We start from the raw sequence: 18095 nt of genomic DNA on the forward strand, positions 1-18095 counted from the left end.
CCAGGACGTGCGTTCTAGTCGGTGAGCCCTCGAGGGCGGTTACGGTCTACGCCCGGACCAGGGGATCGCTGCGCGGCTATCGCCACTGGTTCGCCGTGACTGCAGTTGTATTCGGAGAGGGCCTGGACGAGGCCGCGACGCAGGATGTCGACGACCTGAGTGGTGGTGCCGACTGGAAGTTTGATCATGGCGGCGAGCGCGGTGAGGGACAGATGCCGCCGGTGGGGGTCGGTGACCATCAACGCTTCGGCGGTCGCAGCGAAGCGTACGAAGCCGGCGGCGCCGGGCAGATAGGCGCAGAGGGTGACCGAGTTCATGTGCGTGCCGGGTCCGCGGCCGCGGAAGCAGAAGCCATTCCAGCGAAGGCGATCGGGTGGGACGCCTGGTAGGGCTGTGATCGCCGCGATCGCCTGTACGACGGGTAGATCCCAACTGCGCAACAGCTCCGTCCCCGGTTTCATGGGCGGGAACCTTCGCTCGAGTCCGTGGTCTGCTCGGTGGTGGTCATTCGGGCGGTGGTGTCGAAGAGGGCGAGTTCGTCGGGATGGAGTTGATGTTGGACGACGTAGCTGCGGTCTTTGATGCGCCAGAGTCCTTGGCCGGTGCCAAGTCCGGGGAGGAGCGTTTGTTCGGTTCGGGTGAGACCGAGCGCGGTGGTCGTGGCGCCGAGTTGATCTTGTTCCTGGCGGTAGATGATGCGAGTCTCGGCATTGGCGAGGAGGCTGGCGGCAAGAGCACGCCTGACGGAGCCTTGGTCGCCGACGTTGTCGAGGTCGGTGAGCTTGTGGAACACGAGCATGTTGGCGATGCCGTAGTGGCGGGCGAGGCGCCAGTGGGCATCCATTCTGCGCAGCAAGGCTGGTTGGGACATGAGCCGCCAGGCCTCGTCGTAGATGACCCAACGTCGCCCGCCGGCCGGGTCGAGCAGGGCGGCTTCCATCCACGCCGACGCGCAGGTCATCAACACACTGATCAAGGTGCTGTTCTCGGTGACCCTGGACAGGTCGAGCGTGATCATGGGCAATGTCGGATCGAACGCGACCGTCGACGGGCCGTCGAACAGCCCGCCGAGGTCACCCGCGACGAGCCGACGCAGGGCATGGCCGACTTGACGGCCGTCCTCGGCCAGCCGGCCATCCGGATCGCGGGTCGGGCTGAGGAGATGATCAACGATCATGGGCAGGACCGGGACCGTCGCGGAGCGGACAGTGGCGGCGAGTGCGGTGTCGATCGCGGTGTGTTCCAAGGGCGACAGGGAGCGGTTGAGAACGGTTTCGGCGAGGGCACCGATGAGGTCGCGGCGGCGTGCCGCGACGGTCGTCACCCATTGGGCGTCGGTGAGGTGGCCGGGTCGGTAGCCGGCGTCGAGCGGGTTGAGCCGGTTCTGCAGCCCGTGGCCGAGTTCGATGGCTCGGCCCCCGACGGCCCGCGCGACGGCGGTGTGCTCGCCCTTCGGATCACCGGGGATGTAGACGCGGTAGCCGAACGCGAGGGAGCGTGTGTAGAGGGATTTCGCGAGTGCCGATTTTCCGCTACCGACGATGCCGGCCAAGATCACGTTGGGCGCGGTGATCGTTCCTTGCCGGTAGAGCTCCCAGGGGTCGTAGACGAAGGATCCGCCCGAGTAGAGGTCCTGGCCGACGAAGACTCCGGCCGATCCCAGCCCTGCCTCGGCTAGGAAAGGGTAGGCGGCGGCGAGTGTCGCGCTGGTGTCTTGATGCCGCGGCAGCCGGAACCGTCCGGGCGTCCGCAATGCCTCCGGGCCCCGTTCGCCGGCGGCGGGTAGGTAGGTGGTGGCGTGTCGTTCGGCGCGCTCGAGGTTCGCCTGCTCTTTGGCTTCCGCTGACTCGCTGGTGCGTCGTTCTGCTTGAAGCTGCGCGGCTGCGCGGCGTCGTTGTGAGCGCTGGCGACGTCTCTCGCCGGCCGGGCTGATCAGGACGGCGGCATGGAGCCGTTCGTCGTCGCTCACAGCGTGATCCCTCGGCCCTGTGATTGAGCGTGGCAACTTGGCTGTCCTGCCGGGGCTGCTGGGCTTGGCGGTGCCACTTCGTTCTGGGGTCGGCGTTCGTCGAGCGTGTCGTCGGATCGGATGGTGTGGCGGCGGTACAGGGCCACGTGGGCGTGGAGATAGTTGTAGGTGAGGGCGTAGTCACCGACGCGGGCTTGGCGATCGCTGCCGAATGTTTCGGGATAGTCATAGACGTGACCGTTCGCCAACGCGGCGTCGGTGGTTTCGTCGCCGTAATCCCAGGCGGTCAGGTAATCGATGGTGGCGGCGTCGCCGTCCCGGTTGATCCGGTCCAGGATCTCGTCGGCTTCCTCACCGTGGAGGAACACCACCGACACCCACCGCTGCACTTGATCGGTCTGCGCGGCTTCGGCTGCTGCAGGGCGCCCGGCGATCCGGCTTGCCCGTTGAACCACCTCGTCGAGCACTGCCTGGCTTTGGTCGATCAGGCCGCCGGCCTGGTGGAGGCTGTCTGCCACGGCCAGGACGTTGGCTGCCGCCTTGGTACGCGGTTCGGCATGGTCACCGGCCTGTGTCTGGTGCGACAGGTGCGCTGCAGCGAGCTGATCGAGCACCTGCCGCAATGCCCGCAATCCGCCAACCAGGTCCCCCAGGACGGTGTACATGCCACTCGGGTCGGCCAGGCTGCGGGTGGCGTGAGCGAGCGCGTGCAGCGCTTCGCGTGCTTCGCGGGCGTCGGATCCGGGGTCGTCGAACGTCGGCATGACAGCCTCTTCCTTGATCAACTACGAGGGACGGGCTGTCAAGGAGGTGCGCCGCTATGTCCTGAGCACGCGGAGCGGTCAGAGCTTGCGGCATAGCGGTAGGGCGGCGGCGTTGAACGCTTGGGCCTGTTGCCCGACCAGGCGGCGGGTTTCACAGGAAGCTTGGATGGCGGCTTGCTCGATCGCGGCCACGGCGACGTCGAGCTGATCACTGGTCGGAGCAGAAACGGAGATGAGTCCGGTGTAGCGGAGGATGCCGTGGCCCGCGGTCAGGTCGGCTTCCTGCTGCAAGACATCACCGAGCTCGGCTGTTTGGGCGGCATCGTCAACCTGTCCGATCTTGGCTCGTTGCGCGGCGTCGGAGAGGTGTTCGACCTTCTTCTTCCGGATGTCTCGTGCCGCTTGGTCGGTTCGCAGCGGAGTGCAGAGCAGCGAGAACGAGCGCTGGACTCCGCTGGACAACAAGATTGGTGCCAGGAACCCCGGATATACCAACGACCGTGGCCACTCCGATATCCAGAGGACGGCATGGAAGGCCGAGTCCGTCCGCAGACGATCCCAGGACTCGACGACGGCTACCGGTCCCGCAGTGGCGAGTTCTTGGCCGAGCCCGCGGTGACGTTCCAATGCGGGCGCGATCGCCGGATCGTATGCGCCGCGCAGGAGGACCGCGAGTTGTCCGGCCGTGTACCAATTCGAGGGAGTGAGGTCCGCAGCGCGCAGCGCGGCGACCAGCGTGGTCATTTCCTGGCGGAGCACGCCCGAGGCTCCGCGGAGGCCGCGGCCCGCCGTACGGATCTGACGCGCGCAGGCGTGCAGGTCCAGGCTCAGTGACAGGGTCGTGGCGTGCCGCTCTCCGGCCGGGCCGGCGCGCTCGATCAGGTCCGCGTAGAGCTCGGCGGGCCAGGAGCCGTCCTGAACGCCGTGCCGGATCCACCACTCCGCCAGCCCGGAACCAGAGTCCGGGAGCGTCCGTTCCAGCACCTGCACGGCCGCGATCCGGCCTGATCGACAGACCGTGGCCAGTACCCGGCCCCACGCTGCGATCCGGCGCTCCTGATCACCAGGATCGAGCAGCACGAACGCCGGATGCGACACCTCCAAGATCACGGTGAGAGTGCCTTCGTGCGGATCATGCACCATGACGGCGCCGGTGTCGGGATCCGTATACTCACGCAGCCGTGACACCTCGCCAGGCAGCGCGAGCGTCCCAGCCGGCCGTGGGCGAACGATTTTGCGACGGTAGCGAAGTTGATCATGCATGAGCCGTGAGACCCACTGGGCTGCGACCGGGACCCAGTCGATGGCGGTCCGGCCGGCGATCGGTACGCAGGCTAGGGCGGCTGACAGGAGCGAGAGCGGTGCGGTGTAGATGATCAGCATGCCGCCACCTGCGTACAACGCACCCACCAGCGCCAGTCCGCCGAGGCTCAGCACTGATAGGCGCGAGATCGACAACCCCAACAAGACACCTCGACGCGACAAACGCGAGAACTTCACTGGCCTGGGACCAACGGCGTCACGAAGTTGATCTTGCGAGGTCGTCATCGTTGATCAGTCCTGTCGGGAGCCGCCGGGTCGTTCGGCTGCGGAGATTCGGCCGAGGCCGCGATTGGGTCGACGACCCGCGGAGCCGGTGGCGTGGCTGGAGGTGGCGATGGAGCCTGCGTCGAGCGAACTGCTTCCTCGCTCCGGCCCGTTGCCGACCGGTCGGCCGCCGAGTGGTCCGTCGCTGCAACGTCCGGCGGTGAGGCGGTTCGGCGATCAGCGGGTGACGGGTTGGGTGATGGCGAAGCTGTAGCTGGAACAGACGAATCGGGGGTCCTCGAGTCTGTGTTGGGCTGGGACTCCGGGGTTGGAGTTGTGGCGTCTGAGTGTCCGGTCGCTGCCGTGCCGATGGCCGTGCCGGCGCGTGGACCGGCGGTCGCGGCGCGCTTGGCGAGGTTCGCCCCGGCAATGGCTGCAGCTGCTGCCGGGCCTGCCGCAGCGGTGGCGCCGGTGCCACCGGCCGCGGCAGTTCCACTCGTGCCACCAGTGGTAGCGGCGCCGGTTCCGGTGTTCCCGCCAGCCGGCCCGCCTGCACCTCCTCCCGCTCCGCTTTGTCCCGGATTTGCGGTTGGACCTGGGCCTGGCTGACCCGCGCGGCTGCCCGGATCTCCGCTGGGCCCTTGGCTGCGGGTGGCTTGGCCGAGGACCGTCTGGGGGCTTTGGTTCTGCGGGATGGGGACGGGGCGGTTGAGGGCGGTCTTGGCTTCCTGCTCGGAGCTGATCGCGTGATAGGTGTCGAAGCCGATGAAGGAGATGAACTTGTAGGTCAGGTAGGGGGCGAAGCAGGCGAGCAGCATCAGCACGATTCCGGCTAGCGGGTCGCTGATCGAGGCGAGGTCGGCTTCGATCGGGGGCGCGACCTGGGCGACGGCGACCAGGAGCATGACGACAAGGACGAGTTTGCTGACGATCAGGGCGATTACGAACATGGCCCATTTGCTGACCCATCCCTTGGTTGCGTCCCAGACCGTACCGGCGAACGCTAGTGGAGCGAACACGATCGCGACCAGGAGCAGGGACTTCCGGATCAGAAGCGACAGCCACACGATCGCCGCGCCGGCGATGGCCAGACCGGCCAGGAAGATTGTGATGATCGGTCCGGCTGTGGATGCGGCGGCGTTGAGCCCGGCGAGCCCAGTCACGAGGAGCGTGATCTTGTCACCCAGGGTTTCCATGGTCTCTCCGGCGGCCTGGACAATCCCGATGCAGAGTTGATCAACGGTCTCCAACAACAGCGCGGTGAGGGTGAGTACGACGAAGGTGCCCAGGACCGCTCTGGCCAGCCCGAGCGCTGCGCGGGTGAGGGCCGTCGGGTCGCGGCGGACGAGCCCGGTGAGCAGCTGGAGGCAGAAGAAGATCATCATGATGAAGACGGCGACGCCGAACAGGAGGTTGTACACGGCCACGTAGCCGGGGCTGGTCACGTCGACCAGCGTGGTCGTGTCGAAGACTGACCAGACCGACTCGTACATCCACGCGGCCGCCTCACCCATCGCGGTCGCGACCCACTCGAACGGTGCCGCGGCCAGGTCGGAGGCCGTGTGGTCGGTCTGCTCGCAGACCGCCGAGATCACGGGAATATCGCAGACACCCATGGGTTAGCTTGCCTTTCGGGAGCGCCCCGGTTAGACGGATTGGCCGACGTTCCAGAAGAAGTTGATCAAGGCGACCGAGGCTCCGCAGATCACCGCGGCGCCACAGGAGACAAGGACGCCGGTCTTGCCTCGTCCCGCCATGTGGGGGTTACTGCTGTTCGCGCCGAGCCCCCACACGATTGCGGAGATGATCAACGCCAAGACGCTGAGGATCAGCCCGACTGTCATGACCGCGCCCACGATGGTGTTGAGCTGGGCGATGCCGGGCAGACCTTTGTCGTTCGGCTTGATATTGACGTCCAGTGGCACCAAGAACCATGCGACGAATGAGGTGATGATCAGAGTGAACACGTGCGGCTCCTGAAGGACGCACTCCCCGCGTGAGGGGAGCGATCGGAAGAGGGACGCCAACCAGGTGCGCGTCCGTGATCGGGGCTAGTGACGGTCGAGCGAGCCCTGTAGGGGCGTCAGAGGTGGGAGCCGAGGTTGATCAGGAAGTTCATCCAGGCCACGGCTCCGCCAGCCAGGCCGGCGGCGACAACAGCGACCCACATGCCGACTTGCCACTTGGCGGCCGCAGTGGAGTTGCCGCGAGCCGCGGCTAGTGCCCAGATGACCGCCGAAACGATGATCATGAGGACAGCCATGATCAAGACGGTCGTGAGGAGCGCACCGGCAACGTCGCCGAGTTCACCGATACCGGCCAAGCCATCGAAGTCGGGATAGACGCCCATCAGACCCGTCCCCGAGTAGGCGCTGCATGATCAACCATCATGCCAACAAGGTGCACCGCCCCCGCACCCCGAGTTCGGCGGACAGGATCGCGCCGGCGTGTTGATCTTGTTCAGTGGTTGCCCGACGATGTCGCGCGTTCGGGCGTGGGCGGGATCATGGATTGACGGTCACGTGGAGGTGGTCGTAGTGGCCGCCCGTGATGTCGTGGGGGTCGTGCATGCCGCCTCCGTTGTAGTCGCGCCAGCCTTCGGCGTTGCGGGCCTGCGACCAGATTTTGCCTTGCCAGATCAGGTACGCCACACCGAGGTGTTGGGCGTTCTCCTTCAGCCAGGTCGTGAGCTGCCAACCGGCATCGAGCTGCCCTGGTGCGGGTCTGGTTCCAATCTGGTTGCCGAAGGTGATGTCGCAGGCACGACCGAGCGGATGCTCTGACTTGCTACCGGGACGCGGTGAATAGCAGGCCCAAGAGGTGTCAGGGAACAGTTTGCGGGCTTGTTCGTAGAGATGCAGAGTCCGTGCGGTGATCAGTCCGCTGCTGGTCGGATCATCGACGAGCCGGTTCGGATCACCCGAGACCGGCTCCGGAGCCGCGCCAGACTTGGCCTGACAGTCGGCCAGTGCCCCCACGATCGGACCCTGCAGGTGCGCCGACTCTTGGTCGCCGAGCCACGTGACTGGATCGATGGGACGTCCCCGGGCGCCGCCGGGTCGGACTTCGAAGTGCAGGTGAGGTCCGGTGGATTGACCGGCGCTGCCCACATCACCAACGTGTTGCCCTCCGATCACCCTGTCCCCGACGTGGACGTGGATCCCGTCTTTCCACATGTGGGCGTAGGCCGTCGCGACCGGCCGGCCGTTGATCTGGTGCTCGATAATGACGAGTCCGCCGTAGATCCTTGATCGCTCGACGGCAGTGACGACGCCGTCCGCGGCGGCCAGGATCGGGGTCCCTTCCTCGGCCCCAAGATCGAGGCCGGTGTGGAAGGACTTGGCTCCGGTGACCGGGTTGGTCCGCGGCCCGAAGGTGTCGGTCACCAGCCAGCTGCCTTCCGGTAGTGGAAAGACCACGCGGCTGCGGCTCAACGCCGGTCTCTTGGTGTGCAGCTGGGCGGGGGACAGGGTGTCGAGGAGCGTTTGGGCGGCCGGTTCGAAGTTGCCGTAACGGTCGGGGTAGGCGGAGACCTCGACGGCCTGCGCGGCTTCGCCCTTGCTCAGGTTCGCCCAGTCTGGGATGTCGAGTAGTCCTCTGGGCGAGCCTTGGTTGGGGCCTTCGGGCCCGCCGTAGAAGGCGCGGGCCTGATAGGTGGGGTCCATGAGCTGCGCGACGGTACCCCACCCGGTCTGTGGTCGCATTTGGAAGAGCCCCAGGGAGTCGTGATCATGGGCGTTGCCGTCGTGGGCATAGGCGCCGGACTCTGGATACGCGGCGGTGTTGGCGAGTTGCTTGAGATTCGACTCGGTCGGCGCTGCCATCAGGGCAATCTGGACAGCATCCCGGGTCACGCCAGCGGTCTGGCTGCCGATCCTGATGATGGTGACCGCGTGAGCGATCTGCCGCTGGTTGAGGACTATGGCCCCACCTGATGCCGTGGTGACTGTGAGCTCGTTGGGTACGTCGCCCACGGCAATGCCTGGGGGAGCGGATGATCGGCAACCGGTGAGCGTGGGCGGATTGAGCAGCGCTCCGATCCCGACCGCGATGACGATCGGTCCGACCATGATGGTGCCGAGCAGCACACCGAAGAGAAGCTTCTTGAACATGACAGGTCTCAGCGGAGTGGGGCGTCGGGCTTGGAGAGCCGGAGAAGTCGGCAGCTCACGTCGGCGGGAGGGCAGACGACGAAGATCGTGAATGCGACCTTGCGAGTGCTGGTCACGTCCTGGGTGTTCCAGATCCCTGCGCGATGGCGGAAGCCGTCGATCGTGATCGCTGTGGTGCCGGCGCTCAAGGATCCGGGCTTGGCCTGTTGGACTGCGTCGGTCCAGGAGCGAGGTATGGAGGGTCGGTCGATGGTGAGCCATTGCCGGGTGGCGTACCGGCGGAGCTCGATCCAGGCGGGCTGCGGAGGCAGGTAGTTCGCGACATCGGCGGCGAGGCCGGCCTGTTCGTCGCCGGCCGGATCGGCGACCGTCAAGATCATGGCCGCGTAGTCGAGCGGGCCAAGGCCCGATGTCGTGTCCCAGCTGAACAATTGCCGGGCGACCCGTGCCGCGAACTGTTCCGGATCGGAAATCGTCGACGGATCGGGCGGTGGTTCCGGTGACGTGGACGTGCTGCGGAGTGGGCTCGGCCCGATCTCGGGGTCATCCGAGGCCGGGTCATCGGCGGGTCCGGCGATGATTCCGTACGTACCGACTCCGATCAGGACGATCAACACCACACCAGCTGCGATGGCGGCCAGGAGGATTCGTCGGACGCGGCCGTCAGGTTGTGGTGAGGCGTTCATGATCGTGAGGTACGCGTCGCGGCACGCAGCGCAGTGCCGCCGGAGGTGAACGATCTCCAGCCGGCCTGTGTTCAGCCGGCCTGAGCGCGGGCGGCTTGGAGTTGTTCGGCGAACTGTCGGGTGCCTTCGACGGTGCTCAGGAAGGCCTCGAGTTGGTCGTCGGTCAGGGCGGTGGCGAGTTCGGCGGGCTCGTAGTGGTTCCACCAGGCGTCGAGTTCGGTCCAGGTCAGGAGGAACGCCCGGACCGGGTAGCGCGTCGGGACGGCTTCCTTGACAACCGCGCTGCGGGTGATCCGGACTCCGCGGCGGGGGGACTTGGACGCCTTGACGCGAGCGACGGCTTCGGCAGCGAGCCGGTGCAAGTCTTCGGCTCGTTCAGGGCTTGCTGAGCGGATGGTCGCGGCCTCCCGCTGCGCCGCCTCACGCTCTGCTCGCGGGGTAGTCGGATCGGCGATCACCCGTTCAAGGTCGGCGAGAACGAGCGCGGTGCGAACGCGTTGATGGGCCGCGGTAATCGATCCGCCAGCATCGATCGCCTTGAGTTCGGCCCGGGCCTGCTCGCGGACCGAAACAGGTTGAGCGGCGTCGGCGGCGAGGTGTTCGAGTTCGCTGATGCGTTCCAGACTCGTGTAGGCGTTGCGGCCGGTCACCAGCTGTGCGGCTTGACGTCGCACCGCGCCAGGCTTCGGCTCCGACGGTGATGCCACGGTGGCAGAACCGTCGGTTCCCGGCTGGTGGTGGGTGCTGAACCGGGTCGCGGCCTGGCGTCGAGCGGCGTCCTCTGTCAGGACTTGTTTGAGCTCGCGGTAGAGGGCGGCGGCTTCGCGTTGGGTGAGGGGCTTGTGCAGGTTGTTGTCGTCCTGCTCGGCCATGAGCTGGCCGAGCCGATCCGATAGCCCAGATCGCACCCAGACGTTCACGGTGCGCCACCCGAGCTGTCGGATCGCTGCGAGCCTCCGGGCCCCGCACACGAGCAATCCGTCCGGTGTGATCGTCGGCGGCTGCAGGAGACCGTCCCGTTCGATCGAGGCGGCCAACGCCTCCAGATCGCCCATATCGGTGCGGTGCCTGTGCCCGACCCTGATCGAATCGAGGGCCCGCTCCAGCTCGATGTGACCAGCACGCCCCGTCATAGCGATCGGCTCCCGCTCGGGCCTGGGGCAGACAGCGACACGGTGAGGACAAGATCATCATCACGTAGCAGCAACGGAAGCGACTCGCCGATGATCAACCTCAGCAACACACCACGTCCCGCGCTGGTCGACGCATACGCCGGGTGTGGGTGCCCCAACAGTGTCTTCAGCACGGCGGCCCAGGAGCCGGCGGACAGATCGAGGATCGCGCGGGCGTGCTTGTCCCGCCGCAACGTCTCATAGGCGGAGTGGCGGTTACCGGACCGGGCCAGAGCGACCGCCACGTGCTCCACGGCGGCACGGGCCGTTTCGGCTGGCCAGCCCAGGACCGTGAAGAGGCTGATCGCCTCATTGATCGCCGCTTCGGCGGGGATGGCGATGTCGGTGTTGGCCGGGGGTTCGTCGGCTTCGTCGTGATCATGGTTCACGCGGAACGCCGGGTGGTAATCGATCAAGGGATTGGCCCGGTCCCCGAAACGCTCCGCGTCATGGAAGGCCGACACTTGAGGGCGGCGAGCCTGATGGGTCGAGCACAACAGGCCCTGCGCCCGTTCCTCGGCGATACACGTGATCCGAACGGCGTGGGTGATCACGGCCCAGGGGTCGTTCGCGCACCGGGCTGCTTTCGTCCGCATCACATCGAACGCCGCACTCGCCGCCTCCCACGGGTCCAGCCCGTGTTTACGTGCCAGCGACGCATACTTGTTCGCCACGAACTCCATCAACTCGGCGGCGATCGGGTCTTGCTTCCAACCCTTCGGGCCGGCCTCGTGGAGCCGCGTCAAGAGAGCACGCAAGCCTTCACTGCTGGTGAAGGTCTTGGGTCTGCACGGGCCGACTGACCGGGTGGCGGACGGACCGTTCGGGATCGACCGCTTCTTGCTGGCAGATTCACCGTCGTGGCGTGGGCCGGTTGTGGTCAGGGTTTCCATGGCTCGCCGTCCCGTCCTAGTCCCGCGCGAGGGAGGACTGAGTCAGGCCGGACCGATCCTGGGCTAGGCGGCCGAACGCGGACAAGGGCGGCAGGCGGCGGACCCGATCGGCGACCGAACGAACCCTCGTCACCGGGAGCGCCTGCAGCCGCCGACTGAGCTCCGTGCCGTGGTCGAGTCCTCGGCTGGCGATTTCGCCCGCCGCCCGGGAGAGGAGATCACCGGCGCGGACCCACTGAACCGTGCGACCGCTGACCGCGGCATGGTCAGCAGCCTGCGCTCGTCGGGGCTCGCGGCCGATAATGTCGTTGATCGATTCCGGCTCTTCGGCGACTTCTCGCTTGAGGAACTCGATGTCATCTTGTCTCATGCCAGGAGGTGCGCACAGCACTCCACGGGGCGACTTGAGCATCGCTGGCCAGCCGTCGGTGCGTACGTGAGGTTGGGTCATGGCTGCGCCTCAACGCCCTTGTCGAGATGCGTTTGGGTGATCGGCGTGGAACCTGCAGAATCGGCGAACCAGCGACCGACGGTTGACGGGTGCACCGACAGTTCGGTGGCAATGGCCTTGTTTGACCAACCTTGATCACGCAGGGAAGCGGCCTGGTTCCGGCGGGCGGCTGAACTGACGCCTGCCGATGGGACTACGCCACGATGGCCGATCCTCGATGGGGGCTGCGGCCTCGACGGTTCGACGGCGGGCTCTACAGCGCTACTGGCCCGGCGGCTGGTGGCCGGGCCTTCGTCGGGACGGCGGCTTGCTCGTGTCAGGATCACCGTCAGGTGCGTGATGGCCAGTAGGACGACTGGAGGGACTGAGGCGACCGCCGCCGCGAGCACGCGGGGGACAGTGCCATCGGAGGCCACGACAGCGTGAAGGGCATTGGCCGTCACCGAGACCGCAGCGCCTCCGGCGAGGAGAGTCCATGGGTACCAGACGCTGCGGTGTCCGGCGAGGGCGACCACCGCAACGGTCGCGGTCACGATGATCCCGTCCACAATGAGCGGCCAGGCCCACGCCTGGCCGGGATCGATCCCTGACCGGCTCGCCAGATCACGGAGCGCTGTGAAACTCAGCCAGAACGCGCCCGCAGCGATGAACACGGTCCCCGCGACCGCTGTCGCCACTGACCAACGCCGAGCCTGCTCCGTGATCATGGCTGCCCCAGGAACCTCGACACCGAGGCGGACCGTCCGACACCGTCCCGCGACCCTGCCGACGATCCGCACCGAGAGGCGGATCCACGCACGGACCGATAGGCCGACTTCACCGTCGCCGTGATCTCGCTCGCTTGCAGCCCGGCCCGCCCTGCCGCGACGGCCAGGACATCCAGAGCTACCGGTGGCGGCACATCATTCTCGGCGAGGCGGCACGCCGCCCAGAACAACCCCCGATTGCGTTCGCCTACCGGGCGAGAAGCCACCCACGACGCGAGCCGCGACAGATCCGGCTCCCCACGCGTCTCTCGTACCCGGTCCAGATCGGTTGGGCGCGGATCAAGAAGATTCCGCAACGCATCCGAATCCACGCGGTGTGCCGGACCTGGATTGACTGATTCGACCCGATACGAGGCTCGCCGCCCTGAGATCAGGACGTGCGATGGCGGCACCACGACATAGCCGCCGTCGCCGCGGAAATCGACCCCGGCCCGCGCCGCCTGCCACGAGCGCTGCGCACAGCCGGGCACGGACGGATAGACGGCATGCAGCCCGCCCGACGGAGTCCGCACCAACACCTCCCAGCCATCGGTCAATCCGGCGCTCGCGACGCGATTGATCGAGGCGAACCCGTCGACCTGGCCGTGCACGTCGACGTCAACCACCACCGCACCGGACGCAGCTCCTGTCGGGATCCCCACATTCGCCTCCGGGCTCCGACGCCACCACCGATCGACCTGACCGACATCCGCGGTCGCATCACGAAACCCGTGCTTCGTGATCGGACGCTTTCCCGAGGGCTCGCACGGAAACACCGGAACCCCGGCATGCGCGAACGCCCGCGCTGCGGCCGACAAAGGCAGCTGCCCTTCAGCGATCTCGATCAAGCTCGATGAGAACGCACCACGGGCAGCCATCACAGACCCCGAACTATCGCCGAGCCCAAGGTGTGGTGCGTGGCCAATGCGCCAGACAGTTGGACGCGAAGATGCGTTGCATGCCTCGCAGAGTTCGCGGTTCTCGTGTCCACCGAAAGCTCCCTCCCGGACGCCACATACAGAGGCGTTACGACCGGGAGGTACGGACCATTGACCCCACAAGGCCAGGTGACGTCGACGGCTCGTCATCGTGCGAAGGGAGGCCTTGTGCGACGAGGGTCCCGACCATACGGCGATATGGCGCAGGGCGGCCGACCGGCCCGTTCCAATGCTCCTCACCTGAGCCAAGCCCACGTCCCGCGCGCTGTCGAAATAGTTCGACACCCCAGATCCCTCACATACTGAATGACTGACTTTGTGCCATCAACTTCGGTCTCCGAGTGTGTTCTAGACTTACGCGAAACGCGACAGCGAAAGGGAGTATCTGTGGATAACTGAGGCGACTATTTCTGTTTGGGTCAACATCTCAGCATTCACGGACAACAATGCGAGAGTGTCGGACAACACTTCCGTTATCGATCCGGAACTAGGTGATGGCAGTTCGCATCGAATGGACCGGAGTGCGCGGGATTATGCGTCATAGTGCGTCACCGTTGCCATGCGAAGTTGTGAACTGCGGCCCAACCGGTGCCGAGCGCTCTAAGCGCGTCAGAGGTCGATGCGCCGCGTGTCTGCCGAGGTCGAACTTCGGACTGACGTCTCCGGGTTGGATCCGATCGCCTCGCGTGCCAGGGGGCACGCCCGAGGCGATCTGAGTCGTCGAGAGCGAGTCCAGGATCCGCACCGCGGTAGCACGAACTCGCTCGCCGACTGCCTGGATGACCTCGGCCGGCGACTTCCCGTCAACGGAGGAGGCCCAACTTGACACGTACGGGATCGTGTAGCTGGACGTGTCCAATCCATGCGCAGCACCAACCATGAGCGCAACCGACTCGGCCTCGACTTCACCGATGCCCTGATGGGTGCCAACTGTGTCTAGGCCACTCAACCCGGTTAAAGGTGCACCCAGCAGGTGGGATGCATCCAGACTTGAGGACGAGGCGGAGTTCGTTCGTCGACTGGAGAAGCGGGGCGTGCCGGTGACTGTATGCGATACGCGAGGCAGGCGATCGACGCAGCCTGTGGCCAGCTCGCGGCCAGTGAGCGGAGCTAGTTGTTCAGGTTGCGCGAGCCCTGACCCGAGTGCTAGCTCTTGGCACGACCTTTGGCGGGATCGATGCCCATGCTGACACCGTCCATGTGGCGGGGATCGATTCGTTGGGGTCGTGAGTTTGAGGACTGCGGGCCGCCGCCGGTCAGGTCCGGTTTCCGCGCAGGGCTGGAGTTCCTAGCAGGTCTTGGCGAGGTTGCGAATGTCGGGATCGACGGCACCGGTTCGTACTGCACCTGGCTCAACACCGCTGGTCATCCGTTGGAGCCTCGCTCCCGCTGACTCCTTGGTCGTGAGGAATGGTCGGATGCTGCTTGGCGAGATCGGTCAGATTGGGTGTTGAGGAAATCCCTTTCGTGGAGTTTGTGCAGGGGAATGATCACGGTCTGGATGTTGGCTTCATCTTGGATAAACGCAGGGACCGGCTGCCGGCGGCGGCGCAGGAGGAAGGCGAGGATCTGGGCAACTTCGGATATTTTGAGGACCCGTGCTAGCACGAGGAAGATCAGGATGCCTGTGAGGCTGGCGACGGCCAGCGCGAGTAGTTGCAGAGACTTTGCTGGGGACCAAAATTGTTGGAATGCGAGAGTGATGCCGTAGGCGGCGGCGCCGGCCGGTGCGGCTGCGAGCAAGAGTTTCACTCCGTGACAGGCCAGGAGACGAGTTGGCATTCCGGGTAGCCGTAGTGTCAGGACGTTGATCGCGAGCGCGAGCCCGATCGTGTACGCGACGACGTGCGCGACCGCCAACCCGACCGCGGTGGTGGCCGGCGAGTTCAGCAGCAGCACGATCAGCACCGCGAGCGAGGCGTTGGCGGCGCCGATCGCGATCTGGATCAGGAACGCCGTCTTGTTGTCCTCGAGGGCGTAGAAGGTCCGCAGGCAGAGGTAGTGCAGGCTGAACGGGACCAGCCCGAACGCGAACGCCATCAGGGTCCAGCCGGTCAGGTAGGCGTCGGTGGTGCCCTTGCCGAAGCCGAACACGAATTCGGCCAGGGGCACGCCGAGGGAGAAGAACGCGACCGCCGCCGGCACCATCGCGGTGAGCAGCAGCCGCATCGTGCCGAGCGTCTCGTCGCGGACGCCGGCCAGGTCACCGGCCGCGACCAGCCGGGACGCCGAGGGCAGCATCGCGGTGGCCAGCGACACCGCGATCAGCGAGTGTGGCAGTTGATAGGCGGCGTAGGCGTACGAATAGACGGTCAGACCGCCACCGGTGCCGCTCGTGGTCGCGCCGCCGGCCACCTTCTGGATCACCACCAGCGCCGCCTGGTTGACCAGTACGAAGCCGAGGGTCCACTTGGCCAGCCGGACCGTCCGGCCGAGCCCGGTCCCCTTGAAGTCGAACCGCGGCCGGAACTGGTACCCGGCCGCCTTCAGGTACGGCAGCAGCACGATCGCCTGGGCGACGATGCCCAGCGTGGAGCCGAAACCGAGCAGCATCTCCTGCTGGCTGGTGAACGCGCTGGTCCCGTCGCCGCTGCCGAAGACGACGAAGAAGACGGCCAGGACACCGATCGAGATGATGTTGTTGGCGATCGGCGACCACATCATCGGGCCGAACCGGTCCCGCGCGTTGAGCACCTGACCGGCCAGCACGTAGATGCCGTAGAAGAAGATCTGCGGCATGCAGTAGTACGCCAGCCGCACCGTCGAGTCGAAACTGCGCGACAACCCAGCAGAATGCCACGCATCAGGCGTATAGATCCACACAACAACCGGAGTCGCGAGAGTCAGCACGACAGTAACTAGCGCAAGAACAATGATGCCGAGGGTCATGATCCGGTTCGTGTACGCGTCGCCGCCGTCCGGGTCGTGCTTGATCGCCCGGACGATCTGCGGCACCAGGACCGTGTTCAGGATGCCGCCGGCCAACAGCATGTACATGCTGTTCGGCACCGTGTTGGCGTAGTTGAACATATCGGCCTGCCGGGTGGCGTTGCCGAACAGCGCCACCAGCAACGCGAACCGGCCGAAGCCGAGCATCCGGGACACAGCCGTCCCAGCCGCCATCAACACAGACTCCGACGCAACCCGAGATCCGCCCCCAGACCTCTTGGGCGAATCGTTTGGAGCCCTAACCGCAGGACGTGCGGCAGGCGTCGGGACTCTTCGATCTGCGTTCACCCGCTGTTCCTACGAACAGTCGGAACCCGACCGAACAAGACGACGCAAAGCTCGTGATATTCGGCACCGTACCGCGCGGCAGGGGAGGAACTCAGATCGACTCCCGACCGACCGTGGTGCCACCCAGCATCTGCTCCAGATCCTCTATTGTGCGGGGACTTCGGGACGCGAGCCCGCGACGCTTCGACTGATCCCGCGCAATTTCGAGACTCCGGCTCCACCGTCATCGCCACGAACGACTCCTCTCAACTGCTGACAGTCAGATTCAACCGCGTACCTGCTAGCAGTTTCCAACTTGACGCATGTTAATACAGGAAATCAACCGCCACCCAACGCCCCCGAATCGTGAAGGTGCGGCTGCCGAGCCGCCGCCAAGTCACACCAGCAGAACCAAGGCTTCGGATAAACAGAAGGTAAAGAAAAGCCTTGACACTCTAGTAACGCCGCAGGTGGTTGTCTGGCCACTGTGCCGGTCGAGACCGGGTGACGCACCAAAGGACGCCGGCGTCAACCGCCTAGGTATCAGTGAATACCCAGGCGGGCCAACCAAGTAATAGGGAGAAAGTACATGGTGACTGCATCGCTCGTAGAGGGATCGGTCGAGATGCTCGACGATCTCGACTTGGATCTGATCTTCGATCAGCCGAACGAACCTGCGCTCGACCTGACTGCGGGATTCACCGAAGGATGTTTGTACACACTTGCTTGCCCGTCGGCAGTGTGCACGGCAAGTGGAGTGAGCTGCTAGCCTTCAACGTCTTGCAACAGGATCACCACCCGTCCACGAGTCGGGACGTCGAGGCTAGCGCATACCACGCCTGGCCGACTGCGATGCTACGCGTCGCCGCCTTGCCAAAAGAGGTATTTGAGCGCACCGCGTCACCCGATGTCTTGATGTGGGCGGGTGGTGACCATCAAGTGTCCGAGGCCATCGGGCACAGTGCGCCCGAACTTGCCAACGTGCTCTCATCTATGGCGACGAAGGAACTCCCACCCAAGGAATATCGAAGTGTCGAACAATCGCTACGGCGATACTTGATTCGAGGATCGACGCGCGCGACACCGAGCGGGAGGTGGGCTATTGTAGCGCCCGTCGAAATACGACACGGACTAGCTCGCCAGGAGCTAGTCGCGATCCACAGTCCCGAGGTCCACCGTGCTCTTGGTGGCAAATGGTATTCCGTCAATGGCGAGCTTGACAAGCTATCGTCAGGAAATGTATCAGTTGTAGTCAATTCGATGCTGCTGATACGCGACGATCACATCGAAGTCGTCGCGCGCACAGCGGCCGGATCGGAGTCGCGCGCCAGTCGGCGAACCGCAATTCGCGCCACGCCCGCAATTGCGGCGGTTCTAGAGATTGCCCGTGCACCAATCCCGGTTCAGGAATTATTGTCCAGGCTCTCCGCGAGAACCACTCGGCCGCACAGGCTGTCGGAGTTCGTACACACGTTGGTATCCCACGGGATCCTTGTGCCCTCCACGGTGCCGTCAAAGAGTCGAATAAACGAACCTGTCAGAAGTCGTCAGGAAATCCGAGATGGGGTCGACCAAATCGCTAATGGGCGACAAATGCATGTAGACGTCTCCGGTACCGCAG

General features: G+C 65.5%; 15 protein-coding genes and 1 pseudogene. 1 reads left to right on the top strand and 15 read right to left on the bottom strand.

Annotated features, from left to right (window positions below):
* Nucleotides 1–14: 14 nt before the first annotated feature.
* The 15 genes from ACFQU4_RS09975 to murJ form a co-directional block, all read right to left on the bottom strand.
* A complete protein-coding gene (locus ACFQU4_RS09975) occupies nucleotides 15–461 on the bottom strand; it encodes a hypothetical protein (protein WP_377490390.1) in 447 nt (148 codons plus the stop codon).
* Complete coding sequence (locus tag ACFQU4_RS09980) at nucleotides 458–1969, bottom strand: ATP-binding protein (RefSeq protein ID WP_377490393.1); 1512 nt, start codon at nucleotides 1967–1969, stop codon at nucleotides 458–460. The genes ACFQU4_RS09975 and ACFQU4_RS09980 overlap by 4 nt, the downstream gene beginning before the upstream one ends.
* Complete coding sequence (locus ACFQU4_RS09985; RefSeq protein WP_377490396.1) at nucleotides 1966–2733, bottom strand: hypothetical protein; 768 nt, start codon at nucleotides 2731–2733, stop codon at nucleotides 1966–1968. Before ACFQU4_RS09985 ends, ACFQU4_RS09980 begins: the two co-directional genes overlap by 4 nt.
* 78 nt (nucleotides 2734–2811) lie before the next feature.
* Nucleotides 2812–4281 carry an SCO6880 family protein gene (locus ACFQU4_RS09990; protein WP_377490399.1) on the bottom strand — a complete coding sequence of 490 codons (1470 nt, stop codon included), beginning with the start codon at nucleotides 4279–4281 and terminating at the stop codon, nucleotides 2812–2814.
* Nucleotides 4278–5855, bottom strand: coding sequence for a conjugal transfer protein TrbL (locus tag ACFQU4_RS09995; RefSeq protein ID WP_377490402.1), 1578 nt, complete (start codon nucleotides 5853–5855; stop codon nucleotides 4278–4280). Before ACFQU4_RS09995 ends, ACFQU4_RS09990 begins: the two co-directional genes overlap by 4 nt.
* Before the next feature lie 51 nt (nucleotides 5856–5906).
* Nucleotides 5907–6218, bottom strand: a complete 312-nt coding sequence (locus ACFQU4_RS10000; protein ID WP_377490554.1) for a DUF6112 family protein — start codon at nucleotides 6216–6218, stop codon at nucleotides 5907–5909.
* Nucleotides 6219–6343: 125 nt separating this feature from the next.
* A complete protein-coding gene (locus ACFQU4_RS10005) occupies nucleotides 6344–6610 on the bottom strand; it encodes a DUF6112 family protein (protein WP_377490405.1) in 267 nt (88 codons plus the stop codon).
* Between the two features lie 154 nt (nucleotides 6611–6764).
* The gene (locus tag ACFQU4_RS10010) at nucleotides 6765–8372 is read right to left on the bottom strand and encodes a M23 family metallopeptidase (RefSeq protein ID WP_377490408.1); all 1608 of its coding nucleotides are present in this window, start codon (nucleotides 8370–8372) and stop codon (nucleotides 6765–6767) included.
* Between the two features lie 8 nt (nucleotides 8373–8380).
* A complete protein-coding gene (locus ACFQU4_RS10015; RefSeq protein ID WP_377490411.1) occupies nucleotides 8381–8989 on the bottom strand; it encodes a hypothetical protein in 609 nt (202 codons plus the stop codon).
* Nucleotides 8990–9129: 140 nt separating this feature from the next.
* Nucleotides 9130–10191, bottom strand: a complete 1062-nt coding sequence (locus ACFQU4_RS10020) for a ParB N-terminal domain-containing protein (protein WP_377490414.1) — start codon at nucleotides 10189–10191, stop codon at nucleotides 9130–9132.
* Nucleotides 10188–11123, bottom strand: coding sequence for a hypothetical protein (locus ACFQU4_RS10025; protein WP_377490417.1), 936 nt, complete (start codon nucleotides 11121–11123; stop codon nucleotides 10188–10190). Before ACFQU4_RS10025 ends, ACFQU4_RS10020 begins: the two co-directional genes overlap by 4 nt.
* A 16-nt stretch (nucleotides 11124–11139) precedes the next feature.
* Nucleotides 11140–11493, bottom strand: coding sequence for a hypothetical protein (locus ACFQU4_RS10030; protein WP_377490420.1), 354 nt, complete (start codon nucleotides 11491–11493; stop codon nucleotides 11140–11142).
* Between the two features lie 77 nt (nucleotides 11494–11570).
* On the bottom strand, nucleotides 11571–12281 hold the full coding sequence (locus ACFQU4_RS10035) for a DUF2637 domain-containing protein (RefSeq protein WP_377490423.1): 711 nt from the start codon (nucleotides 12279–12281) through the stop codon (nucleotides 11571–11573).
* Nucleotides 12278–13168 carry a bifunctional DNA primase/polymerase gene (locus ACFQU4_RS10040; protein WP_377490426.1) on the bottom strand — a complete coding sequence of 297 codons (891 nt, stop codon included), beginning with the start codon at nucleotides 13166–13168 and terminating at the stop codon, nucleotides 12278–12280. Before ACFQU4_RS10040 ends, ACFQU4_RS10035 begins: the two co-directional genes overlap by 4 nt.
* 1455 nt (nucleotides 13169–14623) lie before the next feature.
* A complete protein-coding gene (gene murJ / locus ACFQU4_RS10045; protein WP_377490429.1) occupies nucleotides 14624–16495 on the bottom strand; it encodes a murein biosynthesis integral membrane protein MurJ in 1872 nt (623 codons plus the stop codon).
* An 894-nt stretch (nucleotides 16496–17389) separates the two neighbouring features.
* Here murJ and ACFQU4_RS10050 point away from each other — a divergent pair.
* Nucleotides 17390–17977, top strand: a pseudogene (locus ACFQU4_RS10050) (lantibiotic dehydratase); the annotation flags it as partial.
* Nucleotides 17978–18095: the final 118 nt, after the last annotated feature.

This window comes from Microlunatus sp. GCM10028923 (assembly GCF_042666975.1).
GTDB lineage: Bacteria > Actinomycetota > Actinomycetes > Propionibacteriales > Propionibacteriaceae > Microlunatus.